Below are 14,545 nucleotides of genomic sequence, written 5' to 3' on the forward strand. Positions count from 1 at the left end.
AACAGAAAAGCCCGCATCAATTGCTTGATACGGGCTTCTTAATCAATGAGTTAGAGAGTTACTTGTAGAAAGACTCACCCAATCCAGCACGTGTCAGTAGGCCATCACATGGCGCGAAACGATCACCGTACTTCTTAGCGAAATCGTTCATCATCTCAACCAGTGACTTAATGCCGATTTGATCCATATAACGGAACGGACCACCTAGGAATGGCGGGAAACCGATACCGAAAATCGCACCGATATCACCATCACGAGGGCTGCGGATAATGCCGTCGTCTAGACAACGAACCGCTTCGTTTAGCATAGGTAACACACAGCGCATCGCGATATCGTTATCGCTCAACTTAGGATCTGGTTGCAGCTTAAGCAGCTTGTAAACTGACTTATCCACTTCCTTCTTCTTGCCTTTGTAAGTGTAGAAACCTTTACCACTCTTACGGCCTTTACGATTGTCATTCAAAAGAATATCGAACACATCAGGACCTTGGAAACGATCGCCAAGCTCATTCACTAAAATCGGAATGATCTTCGCACCGATATCAACACCCACCTCATCTAATAAAGTGATAGGACCAACCGGGAAACCGAAGTCCAATAACGTGCTGTCGAGCTTTTCAATCGGCTCGTTCGCTAGCAGTAAATGCGCTGCTTCGTTCATGTACGGAGCAAGAATACGGTTCACATAAAAACCAGCCGTGTCTTTCACAACAATCGGCGTTTTACCTTGCTTCTTCGCTAATGCAACAACCGTAGAAATCGTCTCTTCTGACGTAGTTTCATGAGGGATAACTTCTACTAGCGGCATTTTTTCGGCTGGGCTGAAGTAGTGAAGACCGACCACGTTTTCTGGTCGCTGCGCCTTCTCCGCAATCTTATGGATCGGCAATGAAGACGTATTCGTCGCGAAAATAGTCTCTGGCTTGGCATTGGCTTCGATGTCCGCAACCATTGACTGCTTAAGGTCGAGGTCTTCAAATACCGCTTCAATCACCACATCGGTGTGATTAAAGCTCGTAAAGTCGATACCGCCAGACAGTTGAAGCATCTTACTTTCAAGGCCCGCTCGGCTCAGAATGCGACGCTTACGCTGCTTATCGAACAACTTGAAGTTGTAGTTAAGCGCGTTCAGTACACCTTCATTTGATACGTCTTTAATGCGTACAGGCACTTTCGCCTTAGCAACACTGACATGGCTGATGCCTGCGCCCATAAGACCACCGCCCAGCACACCAACACGCTTAACCGCTTTTGGTTCTGCGTCTGCGCCGTGTTCTTTTTTCATTTCCGTAGTAGCAAAGAAAATCGAACGAAGGGCTTTAGATTCTGAAGTCATTACCAGTTCAGAGAAACGCTTCGCTTCATACTGAAGACCTTTGTCAAAGCCGTTCTCAAGGCCATAACGAATCACGTCTAGAATCGCATCCGCTGCTGGGTAATTGCCGCGTGTTTTCTGATTAGTCTTCTTAGAAGCTTGTTCAAAAATCACTTTACGACCAAGGCCGTTACGTGAAATCAGCTTTTCTTTGGTCGACGCTTGGCTTTTCGACGCAAGACGCTTCCCTTTTTTACTGCCCGTATTCTTTTCGACAAAGCTTTTAGCGACTTCAAGCAGGATAGTTTCAGGCACACAAGCATCCACAACACCGAGCGATTTCGCTTTCTTAGCGCGCAGTTGCTTGCCCGTTAGGATTAGGTCAAGAGATGGCAGCAAACCGATAAGGCGAGGCAGACGCTGTGTACCGCCAGAGCCTGGTAACAGACCTAACTGTACTTCTGGCAGACCAACGCGAGTCTTATCTGAATCGGTACATACACGGTAATCACACGCCAGTGCAAGCTCTAAACCACCACCTAAACATGGGCCGTGAATCGCTGCGACTACTGGGTACGGTAGTTCAGAAAGCGTTTGGAACATCTCCTGCCCTTGGCGAGCCAGAGACTGTGCTTCGTCAGCCGTTTTACACGCATCAAGCATTCTTACATCAGCACCAGCGATAAAGTTATCTGGCTTAAGAGAATGAACGATTAGGCCCTTAACTCGGCTTTGCTTTTCTTTGAGTTGCTCGAAGATGGCCTTCATTTCTTCAGCAAAAGCCGCTTGCAGCGTGTTCATTTTCTCGTTTGGTACATCAATCGCTAACCAAGCAATATCTTGCTCATCGATATTGAGAGTAAATGCTGTCGCTTTCTTTTTGGTTGATTCAGTCGCAGAGGTTGAATCTGGTTGAGCGACTGTTTCTTTTTCTGTTGTTGCATCAAGAGTCGTAGACATTATTCTACCTCCAAGATCATTGCTGCACCTAAACCACCAGCCGCACACGCTGTGTTCAGTGCCAAGCCGCCACCGCGACGTTTCAGTTCACGTAATGTTTGAGTCATCATGCGTGCGCCAGTCGCTGCAAACGGATGTCCGTAAGCAATCGAGCTACCCAGCACGTTGAACTTCTCCATATCAATCTCACCGATCGCTTTATCGCGGCCAAGATTCTTCTGTGCAAACTCATCGCTTGCGAACATTTTCACGTTAGCCAAAACTTGGGCAGCGAATGCTTCGTGCATTTCGATCAGTGTTAGGTCTGACAACTCTAAACCGGTGTTCTTTAATACTTGTGAGGTCGCGTAAGTCGGGCCCATCAGCATATCTGTTTCAACACCAATCGCTGAGAACGCATAACCACGAATATAACCAAGCACTTCTAAGCCTAGTTCTTTCGCTTTACCTTCGCGCATCAACATCACTGCTGCACCGCCATCGGTAAGAGGCGTAGCATTGGCTGCCGTTACACTGCCGTACTTTCTATCAAAAGCAGGACGCAGCTTAGCGTAACCTTCAACCGTTGAGTCGTGGCGAATGTTGTTGTCTTCCGCTAGATACTTTTTGTAAGGCGCCGGGAATGCCGTCATCACTTCGTCTTTAATCTTGCCTTCTTTCCATGCCTGAGAAGCCAAAGAGTGAGAACGGTGAGCAAGTGCGTCTTGAGCTTCGCGAGTAATACCATGCGTCTTAGCCATTTGCTCAGCCGTTTGTCCCATGGATAAACCGGTCGAGTACTCTGCAACTGCAGGTGGTACTGGCATCAAATCTTTTACGGAAAGCGTTTTAAGAATCTTCAGCTTTTGACCCATAGTTTTCGTTTTACTCAGCGCTAATAGATTTGCCGCTAACTTTTTCGAAACACCGATAGGCAATACAGAAGAAGAGTCCGCACCGCCCGCAATACCGACATCAATCGTGCCAGCCATAATGCTTTCGGTCACGTTAACTGCCGCTTGGAAGCTGGTCGCACATGCTCGTGTGACACTGTAGGCATCGGTATTAATGTTCATGCCTGTGCCCAACACGATTTCACGCGCAATGTTCGGCGCTTCTGGCATTTGCACTACTTGGCCGAACACAACTTGTTCGATAAGCGCAGGATCGACATCCGTTCTTGCAAGCATTTCGCTCACAACCATTTTGCCTAGGTCAACCGCAGGCACTTGGCTAAATTCTGTGCTCTGACGAGCAAATGGGGTTCGTAATCCAGCGACAACGGCAACACGTTCTCCAGAACGCGTTTTGACTTCCTGTTTGCCCATGGTTTCTCCTTAAAGTTAAGAGGTCTGACCTGAAGCATTGTAAAGAAGTTGTTAATTAAATCAAACGAGCGTTTAAATAAACGTGATACGAGTATCTCACTGTTTGAAAATATAACTGCGCATTCAGGCGAACCTTTTTGGGGGAAAGGTTGCCGTAAGAGACTAAACTATTGTAAGCAAAGACTGTTATCGCTGTGTAGGGAATGGTTTTCTTGAGGCAAAAAAAAACCACACAAAGCTGTGTGGTCGGAATGTATATAAAGCAATTAACTTAGCGCCAATTGAAATAATCAGTTTCCTGATTAGGAGAAAGTAAAGTCAGCCTTCAAAAGGAAGTGTCGTCTTGCTCAACATGCTAGCCACGAATGACTAACTAGACGACAAGGTGTACTATAACGAGTTCGAGGCCTTAGATTTTGAAGTAGATCAATTTTAATGTGATTTTACGATTTCCTGCCGATCGTTAGCTCTAAAAATATAAAAACGAAGCACAACGTATAGAGGACAGCTATACGCAGAGCAATTATGGAGGCTCGTGTGTCAATAATAAAAATGTTTGGAAAGAAAACAGCCAAGCGTCCGGTCAACTCTGATATGGACAAACAAAGAAAATACGAAGCACTTGTGCGCGCCTATCATCGTGACCTCTTTCGCTACGCCTATTGGTTATGCAAAGACAAAAGCATTGCCGAAGACTTAGTTCAAGAAACTTGCCTTCGTGCATGGAAGTCACTCGATAGCCTTCAAGATGAAAAAGCCGCCAAATCTTGGCTGATTACCATCTTGAGACGCGAGAACGCTCGACGTTTTGAACGCAAACAGTTTGATCTGGTTGATATCGACGATCACGGTAACGATGCTAGTGTCAGTGATGACCCGCACCATCAGCATCAGTGGTTGCAAGCCCAGATCATGAAACTTGAAATTGATTACCGTGAACCTCTCTTCTTGCAAGTGATTGGTGGTTTTAGTGGTGATGAGATTGCCGATATTCTCGATCTCAACAAAAACACGGTGATGACACGTTTATTCAGAGCTCGAAATCAGTTGAAAGAGCTGTTGGATACAGAAGAGGCAGAAAGGGGGCAACATAATGGATGATTTGGAATTTCGTCGTCGTGTATTGTCGGAACCTAAACAACGTACACAAGATATTGTTGATGCGACCGCGAATAGCGAAGCCAATAGTAACTTCTTAGACGATGTACTAGCGCTTGATAAACAGATCCACTCTGCGATGAATGTGGATGTGCCAGACGATCTTGCTGATCGTATTCTGTTCAATCAGACCTCAAGCGAAGAAAGCAAAGTAGTAAGGCCAACGTTTGCGAGACGAGCAATGGCAATGGCCGCCTCAGTAGCATTCGTTGCAGGTTTATTAGTTGGCCAAGTGAATTGGGGAAATGCATTCGTTTCACCTGCGCAAGCTAGTTTAGTTGATACAGCGATGAAGCATGTTGTTGATGAGAAGAGCTTTGTTAGTAGCATCGATGAACAGGTTACATCGCAGCAGATCAACGCAAAAATGAACCCATTTGCTTTTCAGTTTGATGACGCTTTCCCTTACCATGTTTATTACCTAAACCACTGTGGCTTTGGTAAATCCAACGCAGTACATATGGTCTTCCAAGGCGCAAAAGGCAAAGTAACACTGTTTTTAACCGGTATTCCAACAGACAAACCTATCGATTTTGATGAAAAAGGCATGTCCGGCTCGGTAACACCCGTAGATGGCAGCAGCTTAATCCTTGTGGGTGAAAATGGTGAGGATGTTTCCAAAATCGCCGAAAAGCTGACAAAAATGATCAAACCAATGAGCTGATTCGCTCTTAAAGCCCCGTCACAAAAGGCCCAGCAATTATATTACTGATATTGCTGGGCTTTATTTATAAATAAACCACAAAACCATTCACACCACCAATACCTCTAGAGTTAAAACTCTAAAAAACAGCATTTCACACCATTTTCGTGCCAGATAGGCGTCATTTCCATAATTTTCCACTCAAAATTCCCAATGGTCGGATTTGTATATCGTATACTTGCGAATAGGATCAGCCACCATTGAGCAATTGCTCAAATTAATCGCCCTGTAGAGGCGGATATATAAAGGAATAAATGAATGACTACCAACAACACGCGTCTGTTTAAAAAGTCTCTTTTAGCAGTAACAATTACACTGGCGTCTTCGCAAGCGATGGCAGCAGGTTTCCAACTTAACGCACAATCAGCTACCGGCCTTGGCCGTGCTTTTGCTGGTGATGCAGTAATCGCAGATAACGCGTCAGTAATGGCTCGTAACCCAGCGGCAATGGCACTGTTTGATAAAGTTGAACTATCTTTAGGTTTCACTTCGATCACTTCGAAAATTGAAGTCAAAGATGCCACTTACACTAGCGCATTAACTGGTTCAACACCTTCAAACTATGATGATGCGGGTGATACTTCTATCGCACCTAACATCCACTTAATTGTACCTGTTAATGACCAATTTGCATGGGGCGTCAATGCCTACACTAACTTTGGTACTAAAACTGAGTTTGACGATTCGTTTGCAGGTTCTGAATATGGTGGCCTAACTGACGTTAAAAGTATGAACTTAGGGGTAGCTGGCTCATACCGTTTGAATGAACAGTGGAGCTTTGGTGCAGGTTTAGACTTCATCTATGGACAAGGTAAGCTTGAGCGTAAAATTACGCTGCCTAATAATGTAGCAAACCCTACAGGTGTTCAAGAATACACAGCTCTAGATGCAGACGCTGACGGTTGGGCTGTAGGCTTTAACTTGGGTACAGTTTTCGAGCTAGATAAAGATAATAGATTTGGCTTAGCATATCGTTACAGCCCAACTCTAGAAGCTGAAGGTGATATTACTGGTATTGGAGTGAACCCAGCAACAGGAGATGTTGTTAACGCAACATACAAAAACGATACATTAAACATGCCGTTACCTAGCATGATTGAGTTCTCTGGTTACCATATGCTACCAGACTCTAAGTTTGCTGTTCACTACAGCGTTCAATGGATTGGTTGGAGCGCATTTGACGTACTAGAGGCTGACAAAGCCGGTGAGTTAAATGAGTATAAATGGCAAGATGGGATGCATTACGCTCTTGGTACAACTTACTACATGAATAAAGATTGGACATTACGTGCCGGTTACATGTACGACACAAGTGCCCAAGATAGTATTACATCAGTTTCGGTACCAGATTCTGATCGTCAATGGTTCTCTGCTGGCTTCACATACCACATTGATACAGCTTCAAACGTAGATTTCGGCTTCACTTACCTACTGGGTGATGATGTAAAAGTCAATGAAACTACTGAAATATCAGGAACTACAATTTCATCAATAGAAGCAACAACTCATGCTGATGCTATCTTAGTTGGTCTTCAATACAGCCGTAGCTTCTAATATAAGCTAATAAGTAATCCCAAAGGGTCGCATTATGCGACCCTTTTTTATTGCCTAAACTACTGACCCACATCAATTTAAGCTTACATCTGTAGCCTGCAGAGGCAAAATATGCCTACAAGTGTACGCTCAAACTTCGCAACACAGCCGAAACATTTAGATTATTTCTCTAATAATTAAACACATTTACTCATTTAATCCCTAAAACACTGTTTTATTCGAATTTCATTTTTAAAGTAATAACTCTAAACGTAGAATCACGACACTAAATACTTATGGTTCAGCGAACATAATAATGAAAATGAATAAGACTCTTCTATCTGCTGCAGTGGCAGTTGGACTACTTTCGACTTCTACCGTCACTCAAGCGGCTGGTTTTCAACTAGCAGAATACTCGGCAACAGGCCTAGGCCGCGCATACGCTGGTGAAGCAGCAATGGCAGACGGTGCAGATGCTCAATGGCGTAACCCTGCAATGCTGACTTACCTAGAAGGTACACAAGTTTCTGTTGGTGGTATTTACGTTAACCCTAACATTGATGTTAAAGGTGAAGTAAACCACGCTCACCCAGCGTTAGGTACAAGCCAAGCATCTTCAAACGATTTCGCAGATGACGCTATTATCCCGAATCTTTACATTTCTCACCGTTACAACGAAAAGTTTGCTATCGGTTTTGCATTTGGCACGAATTACGGAATGGAAACGAATTTAGGTGACGACTTCAACGCATCTCATTTCGGTAACGAAGCAAGCGTAATCACTAAAGAAGCTAACTTAAACTTCGCTTATCAAGTTGTTGAGCAAGTAAGCATTGGTGGCGGTATCCGTTACGTTATGGGTGAAGGCAGCTTCGGTGCAACAGCACCAGCGAAAAATGCAATTGGTCTAGATTCAAACCAAATGCCGATCTCAGCTCCAGAAGGCACTACACTGAAATATATGGAAGGTGAAGACACCGCTTGGGGTTGGCAAGTAGGTACAGCGTGGCAGATCAACGAAGACCACCGTATCGGTTTTGCCTACAAGTCTGAGGTTGAGCTGAAGTTAGAAGGTCACGCAGAAGGCATCGGCTTTGGCATGACACCTGGTCAACGTGACAATGGACATATGATGTTAGCACTTCCTGCAACAGCAGAGCTTGCAAGTTTCCATCAACTCACTAAAGCACTTGCAATCCATGCTAGTTTTAATTGGACTGACTGGAGTTCTTTCGAAAAATTGCAAGCTGAGCTAGATACATATGGTAGCCATACAGTTAAGGTTGAGAATTGGGAAGATAACTATCGCTTTGCTGTAGGCGCAACTTACCAAATTGACCCTAAACTGGCACTACGTACAGGTGTGGCTTACGATACTTCTGCAGTTAGCGATAAAAACCGTACTATCACTATTCCAGAAACTGACCGCACATGGTTAAGTGTTGGTGCTGGTTACCAATGGTCTGAACAGCTTTCATTGGATGCTGGCTTTACTTACATCATTGCTAAAGATGCTCCCATCACAGAATCTCGCGGTTACGCATCTGACGATGCAGCCGAAGCTGTTGGCGGCCAATTTATTGGTACAACAACGGGTAATGTTTGGCTAGTTGGTGTACAAGCTAACTACCGTTTCTAATCTGGTTACTTAATCTAAAGTAGCAAATATAAAAAAGGCTCGATGTTATTTTCAACATCGAGCCTTTCTTTTATCAGTTATTCAAAATCTTATATCTAGTAATCTTCTAGGTATCCGTCAATGAAATCTTCTTCTTCAAGATCGACTTCTTCCGGTTCGATTTCGGCTTTAAAGTCACGACGTTGAATGTAAACTTCACGAGTCAGAGCATATGGATCTGGCGAGTCGTCCAATAGTGATTCTTGTGACACTAACTGAGCGCGAGTCTCCATACCTTCAAATGCCCACTTACCTAAGCTAGCCCAGAAGTTCAAGAAAGACAGAGGCACATACATACCATCAACGGTTTCAGTTACTTCACGCGTTGTTATTGGGCCATAACCCGGCACCATGAAGTAGGGACCATTCCCTACCCCGTAATGACCAATCGCATCAGAGAACGACTTATCATCGTATTTGGTGATCCCCGCTTCGCTGGCAATATCGATTAAGCCTAACAAACCAATCGTTGAGTTAATCCAAAAACGATTGAAATGGTCGAGTGCTTTTTCACCATTGCCCATAATAAGGTTATTCACCATGCTTGATGGTTCGTCTAAGTTGGCTAGAAAATTGGATATACCAGAACGTACTGGCACAGGGGTGTAGTCAACATAAGCGAGGGAAACAGGGCGAACTAAATAAGGATCTAGATATTCGTAGTTGATATCCCACATCGCTCGGTTGAAGCCTTCAAAAGGATCATTCGGGTGGGACTCTTCGACGTATTCAGAGGTTTCGAGGTTATCATCGTCAACACTTTCGTCCGGCGCACTTGAACACCCAACCGTTAAGCTTGCGATAAAAAGTAAACTCGAGAGTCTTAAAACACTGACAGACATATCACCTTTTCCATAAGGAATTCAAATAATAAAAAAGGCCAGCAATCGCTGGCCTCAATTGTTTGGCTAAGTCTATACCGTTTATCTGCAAATCGGAATAGCTAACACCTATGCAAAGTGGTGATTAATATTGCTTATTGATATCAATGGTAACTGGAGCACCCAGTTCAACCACTTCACTTTCACCGTACCAATCGCCTTCGCGAGTTGAAACGTTGCCGTCTGTATCAAGCCTAGCTCTAACCATCAGAGTTTCAAGGCTAGACAGCTCTTGTCCTTCCAGCATGCTGTTGCCGTCATCTAGAACAACAGTACGAGGGAAAGTCCCTAGTGGGTAACGAGCGGCTGCGATAGGCATTGAAGAACCATCTGCTCTGTGTACTGAAACAATTAACACTGAGTTAGGGTCAGCATTCACGTCTGCAGATAGATCGAGCGTTACAGCAACAGTCTTACCTTGGTCGACACCCATATTGTCGCCCATTTTCTTCTGAGCACTTTCAATACTGCGCGAAAGCATTTCATAGCGACTGTCTTGTGGACCAATCATCTGCTGCATGATGCTCCAGTACTTCACCGCACCTGGGTAGTCTTGACGCTCAAACGCATCAAACGCAAGCAGTGAGAACACACGAAGGTCAACGTAATCGTTTTGAATCAAACGGCTCAAAATCAAACGAGCTTGGTTTTGATCAGCTTCATCAGGAGAAAGCATCAGTGCTTGTGCGAAACCTAACTGAACATCTTCATTCTTAGGTTCAAGCTTGTAAGCTCGTTCCATAGAATCTTTTGCTGTTTCAGCGTCGCGGTTAGCCAGTGCAATACGACCGAGTAGCAACCAACCTGTTGAATCTTTTGGTTGGTAATGCAGACGAGTACGAAGCGCTAGAGTCAAATCTTCCAACTCATCATCCGTTAGTGCACCACCTTCCGATGACATTAGCTTTTTAGACAATTCAGGAAGGTTCGAGCTCACTTCTTGCCAGTGTTGAACTTTGTCCAACGCACCGAACTTAAAGTACATACCATAAGTCACAACGACGACAAGGATGATCGACGGTACAACCACACCAAGCGTAGAGATTTGAGTCTTCTTCATCTCTTCTTGTGCAGGAACATCATCAAGCAGAGACTGTTTCAAATCATCGATCAGTTCTTGTTGGTTATCAACAAGACCTTCCTCTGCTTCTACTTCTAACTCGACAAGACGGTCTTTATAGAACGCTTTATTCAACTCGTCGCGAAGCATCTCGTCATTGTTTGCCTTCTTGTTAATGAAAGGCAGAACAATTAAGAAAATTGCCGCTAGCGAAAGGATAATGGTAGAAATCCAAAATAGAGTCATTACTTCTTATCTCCGTCGTTCTCTTCATCGAGTAACGCTTTTAAGCGAGCTTCTTTGTCTGCATCCCAGTCTTTATCTGACTCTACTGCTGCTTTTGATTTTGACTTTCTGCTTCGTAAAATAATCAAACCAAATCCAAACACAACAACCGCAAACGGACCAATCCAAAGGATCGATGTAGCTAAGGTCAGTGGCGGGTTGTACGTTACAAAGTTACCGTAACGAGCAATCATGTAATCAATAATTTCTTGCTCAGACTTGCCGTCTTTTGTCATCTCGTACACTTTTTGGCGTAAGTCGACCGCTAGCTCAGCATTCGAATCACCAATCGTGTTGTTCTGACATTTAGGGCAACGTAGCGTATTACTCAACTCTTTGAACTGCTGTTCTTGATCTACGGTATCAAATTCATGGAACTCGATAGGCGCAGCAGAAACAGTCGCTGAAATTGCGAACGTAGCGAATAGAGTAATCAGTGCCTTTCTAATCATTTCGATTCCTCCAACAACTCTTGATACATCGGCTCAAGCGTCGATGCCCAGTTGGTTGGGTTCACGTCACCAACATGGCGGTAGCGAACTACGCCGTTAGCATCGATTAGGAAAGTTTCAGGCGCGCCATACACGCCAAGGTCAAGACCTAGCATGCCATTACCATCAAACAGGCTAATTAGGTACGGGTTACCCAACTCTTTTAGCCAACCAACCGCTTTGTTGCGATCATCTTTGTAGTTAAGACCAATGATCTTAACGCCTTGATCCGCAAGCTTGTTCAGGTAAGAGTGCTCTGCATAACAAGTAGGACACCAAGTCGCCCACACGTTAAGAAGCAGTGGCTCGCCTTTAAAGATCGCTTGATCATGAAACTTACCTGGTTGTTCTAAGTCTTCTAGACCAAACTCAGGAACAGGCTTACCAATCAATACGGATTCTAGCTTAGTTGGGTCATCGCCCGACTGGTTGCGCATTAATTGCGTTGCAAAGATTCCAGCTAGAACCATGAACGCAATCAATGGAATGAATAAAATCTTCTTGTTCATTCGAATTAAGCCTCCTGCTCTTCAGCCGACTTTTTGATTGGCTTACGGAAACGGTAACGACGGTCACTGATAGCAATAGCGCCACCAATCGACATAATCAAAGAACCTGCCCAGATCCAACGTACAAATGGTTTGTAGTAGATACGTACAGCCCAAGATTTGTTGTCGTCTAAACGTTCACCCATTGCAATGTAAAGGTCGCGCGTTACGCCACGGTCAATCGCTGCTTCTGTCATCATAGACTTAGCTGTGGTGTAGAAACGTTTTTCAGCGTGAAGCGTGTTGATGTATTTGCCTTCTTTAGTAATTTCAAAGTCAGCAATGTAACCATCGTAGTTAGGACCATCTTTGTCACGAACCCCTGTAAACAGGAAGCTGTATTCTTCAAGCTGGTAGCTTTCACCTGGCGCCAGACGTACATCACGTTCGATGCTGTAGTTTTGCACCATCGCGATACCAATCACTGTCACGGCTAAACCTATGTGACCACACATCATTGCCCAGTGGCTACGAGGTAGCTTAGTTAGACCTTTCAAGAATGTATGACGGTGAGTCGCACGCTCATGCAGCTCAAAGCCGTGCATGAAGATGATCCAGAACGCCATTACCCAACCAGCAAACGCAGTACCACTGAAGCGGTCAGCCAGTAGAGCAACCATTAGCGCACTCAAGCCAAGTGAGAGTGCACCTGAAATCAGCATTGGTTTAACAAGCTTAGACAGGTTGTCACGTTTCCATCGGATCAGAGGACCGATACCAAGCAGGAACGAGAACGGGATCATTAACCAGAAGAACAACATATCAAAGAATGGTGCACCGATAGATACCGAGCCCAAGCCTAACTGTTTGTGAACTAATGGCAGTAGCGTACCTACTAACACAACGACAAGCGCTGCAATCAGTAAGATGTTGTTACCAAGCAGTGCGTTTTCACGAGAAACCAGATCGAAGTTACCGCGAACACGAACCGATGCGCCTTTAATAGCAAACAACAGCAGTGAACCACCGATAACGAAGACTAGGAAACCTAGGATAAACATACCGCGAGCAGGATCCGACGCAAACGCGTGAACCGATACCAAGATGCCTGAACGAACTAAGAATGTACCTAGTAAGCTTAGCGAGAATGCAGAGATAGCCAGCAATACTGTCCAAGCTTTAAATGTGCCACGCTTTTCTGTTACCGCTAGTGAGTGCATCAGCGCAGTACCAGCCAACCAAGGCATGAATGAAGCGTTTTCTACTGGATCCCAGAACCACCAGCCACCCCAGCCAAGTTCGTAGTAAGCCCACCAAGAGCCTAGTGCGATACCTACTGTTAGGAATAACCAAGCTGCGATTGTCCAAGGACGCGACCAACGAGCCCATGCCGTATCAAGACGACCACTCATTAGAGAAGCGATTGCGAAAGAGAACGCAACAGAGAAACCTACATAACCCATGTAAAGCATTGGCGGGTGAATAATCAAACCCGGATCTTGCAGTAGTGGGTTCAGGTCACGGCCATCAACAGGGAAGAAAGGCAATGTACGTAAGAACGGGTTAGACGTCACGATAATGAACAGCAAGAAGCCGACAGTAATCAGACCCATGATAGCCAAAACGCGAGCCACAGACTCTTGAGGCATACCACGACTGAATGTCGCTACTGCTACAGTCCAACCTGCTTGGATGAGAACCCAAAGCAGTAATGAACCTTCGTGAGCGCCCCAAACCGCCGTAATTCGGTAGTACCAAGGCAGTTGGCTATTCGAGTTACTTGCTACGTATTGAATCGTAAAATCATTGGTGTAGAACGCGTAACACAAGATAAAGAACGAAATCGCTAAGAATCCGAACATACCCCACGACAACGGTCGTGCGCTGTTCATCAGTAATGTGTTATTTCGAGCGGCTCCATACAGTGGGAGCACGCTCAGCAGCAATGCAAGTCCCAAGGACAGGATCATCGCAAAATGGCCGATCTCGGCTATCATTGAGCATTTCCTTCTTTTTGTTCAGTCGTGTATTGCAAAGGCTCATGGGTTTTCTTCATTGCTTCCGCAACTTCAGAAGGCATGTACTCTTCATCGTGCTTCGCCAACACCTCAAACGCTTCGATTGTCGTTGCATTTTTAAGAACACCCTGAGCGACAATACCTTGGCCTTCGCGGAAAAGATCAGGAAGGATGCCATCGTATAGAATTGTTACTTTAGGGCCTACATCTTGCAAATCAAAGCTTACACGTAGTGATTCATTGTCACGGCTTACAGAGCCGACTACGACCATGCCACCAATACGTAGGCGTTGACCAACTTCAGGTTTTTTACCATCTTTGCCGTTGACCAGCTCAGTTGGTGTGTAGAACAGATCCATGTTCTGGTTAAGTGCGTAAACCATCAATCCAACAGTCGCACTGATACCAAAAAAGATCGCTAAGACAATGCCCAGCCTCTTTTTACGTCTTGGGTTCATAGAGTGTTCTCCATATTTTTTGCTGCATCGATACGAGCTTGACGATCAATCTTAGCTTGTACTTCATTTAGTAATTGCTTACCACGACGAACGCTTACGACCAGTAAAATGATCATCGCGAGGAATGTGATTCCAAATGCACTCCAGACATACGAGGCATAACCTCCCATGGCTAAGAAATCACTCAAAGATTCAAAATACATAATTACC

The 14,545-nt window shown here is 44.8% G+C and carries 13 protein-coding genes; 4 read left to right on the top strand and 9 right to left on the bottom strand.

What is annotated here, in order from left to right; all coding sequences use genetic code 11:
• Positions 1 to 58: 58 nt before the first annotated feature.
• Both fadJ and fadI read right to left on the bottom strand, forming a co-directional pair.
• Positions 59 to 2,275, bottom strand: coding sequence for a fatty acid oxidation complex subunit alpha FadJ (fadJ, locus tag AB4185_RS07185; protein WP_102332825.1), 2,217 nt, complete (start codon positions 2,273 to 2,275; stop codon positions 59 to 61).
• Positions 2,275 to 3,582, bottom strand: coding sequence for an acetyl-CoA C-acyltransferase FadI (fadI, locus tag AB4185_RS07190; protein ID WP_371721004.1), 1,308 nt, complete (start codon positions 3,580 to 3,582; stop codon positions 2,275 to 2,277). The genes fadJ and fadI overlap by 1 nt, the downstream gene beginning before the upstream one ends.
• 552 nt (positions 3,583 to 4,134) lie before the next feature.
• Here fadI and AB4185_RS07195 point away from each other — a divergent pair.
• The 4 genes from AB4185_RS07195 to AB4185_RS07210 all read left to right on the top strand — a co-directional run bounded on the left by AB4185_RS07195 (position 4,135) and on the right by AB4185_RS07210 (position 8,615).
• Complete coding sequence (locus AB4185_RS07195) at positions 4,135 to 4,683, top strand: sigma-70 family RNA polymerase sigma factor (protein ID WP_017060646.1); 549 nt, start codon at positions 4,135 to 4,137, stop codon at positions 4,681 to 4,683.
• A complete protein-coding gene (locus AB4185_RS07200) occupies positions 4,676 to 5,404 on the top strand; it encodes a DUF3379 domain-containing protein (RefSeq protein ID WP_017060647.1) in 729 nt (242 codons plus the stop codon). Before AB4185_RS07195 ends, AB4185_RS07200 begins: the two co-directional genes overlap by 8 nt.
• Positions 5,405 to 5,701: 297 nt before the next feature.
• Positions 5,702 to 6,997, top strand: a complete 1,296-nt coding sequence (locus AB4185_RS07205) for an outer membrane protein transport protein (protein WP_017060648.1) — start codon at positions 5,702 to 5,704, stop codon at positions 6,995 to 6,997.
• Positions 6,998 to 7,292: 295 nt separating this feature from the next.
• A complete protein-coding gene (locus tag AB4185_RS07210; protein ID WP_372135239.1) occupies positions 7,293 to 8,615 on the top strand; it encodes an outer membrane protein transport protein in 1,323 nt (440 codons plus the stop codon).
• 95 nt (positions 8,616 to 8,710) lie between these two features.
• Here AB4185_RS07210 and AB4185_RS07215 read toward each other — a convergent pair whose 3' ends face one another.
• The 7 genes from AB4185_RS07215 to ccmD all read right to left on the bottom strand — a co-directional run bounded on the left by AB4185_RS07215 (position 8,711) and on the right by ccmD (position 14,538).
• Positions 8,711 to 9,496 carry a VacJ family lipoprotein gene (locus AB4185_RS07215; RefSeq protein WP_372135241.1) on the bottom strand — a complete coding sequence of 262 codons (786 nt, stop codon included), beginning with the start codon at positions 9,494 to 9,496 and terminating at the stop codon, positions 8,711 to 8,713.
• 124 nt (positions 9,497 to 9,620) lie between these two features.
• Positions 9,621 to 10,841: a c-type cytochrome biogenesis protein CcmI gene (ccmI, locus tag AB4185_RS07220; protein ID WP_372135243.1), complete on the bottom strand. Its 1,221-nt coding sequence runs from the start codon at positions 10,839 to 10,841 to the stop codon at positions 9,621 to 9,623.
• The gene (locus tag AB4185_RS07225) at positions 10,841 to 11,332 is read right to left on the bottom strand and encodes a cytochrome c-type biogenesis protein (protein ID WP_065583667.1); all 492 of its coding nucleotides are present in this window, start codon (positions 11,330 to 11,332) and stop codon (positions 10,841 to 10,843) included. Before AB4185_RS07225 ends, ccmI begins: the two co-directional genes overlap by 1 nt.
• A complete protein-coding gene (locus tag AB4185_RS07230; RefSeq protein WP_017060653.1) occupies positions 11,329 to 11,880 on the bottom strand; it encodes a DsbE family thiol:disulfide interchange protein in 552 nt (183 codons plus the stop codon). Before AB4185_RS07230 ends, AB4185_RS07225 begins: the two co-directional genes overlap by 4 nt.
• 5 nt (positions 11,881 to 11,885) lie before the next feature.
• Complete coding sequence (locus AB4185_RS07235; RefSeq protein WP_136979573.1) at positions 11,886 to 13,856, bottom strand: heme lyase CcmF/NrfE family subunit; 1,971 nt, start codon at positions 13,854 to 13,856, stop codon at positions 11,886 to 11,888.
• Complete coding sequence (gene ccmE / locus AB4185_RS07240) at positions 13,853 to 14,335, bottom strand: cytochrome c maturation protein CcmE (protein WP_017064106.1); 483 nt, start codon at positions 14,333 to 14,335, stop codon at positions 13,853 to 13,855. Before ccmE ends, AB4185_RS07235 begins: the two co-directional genes overlap by 4 nt.
• Entirely contained in the window at positions 14,332 to 14,538 is a 207-nt protein-coding gene (gene ccmD / locus AB4185_RS07245) for a heme exporter protein CcmD (RefSeq protein ID WP_017060656.1), read from the bottom strand. The genes ccmE and ccmD overlap by 4 nt, the downstream gene beginning before the upstream one ends.
• Positions 14,539 to 14,545: the final 7 nt, after the last annotated feature.

Origin of the sequence: Vibrio sp. 10N.286.48.F5 (assembly GCF_041469785.1) — a bacterium.
Lineage (GTDB): Bacteria > Pseudomonadota > Gammaproteobacteria > Enterobacterales > Vibrionaceae > Vibrio > Vibrio crassostreae_C.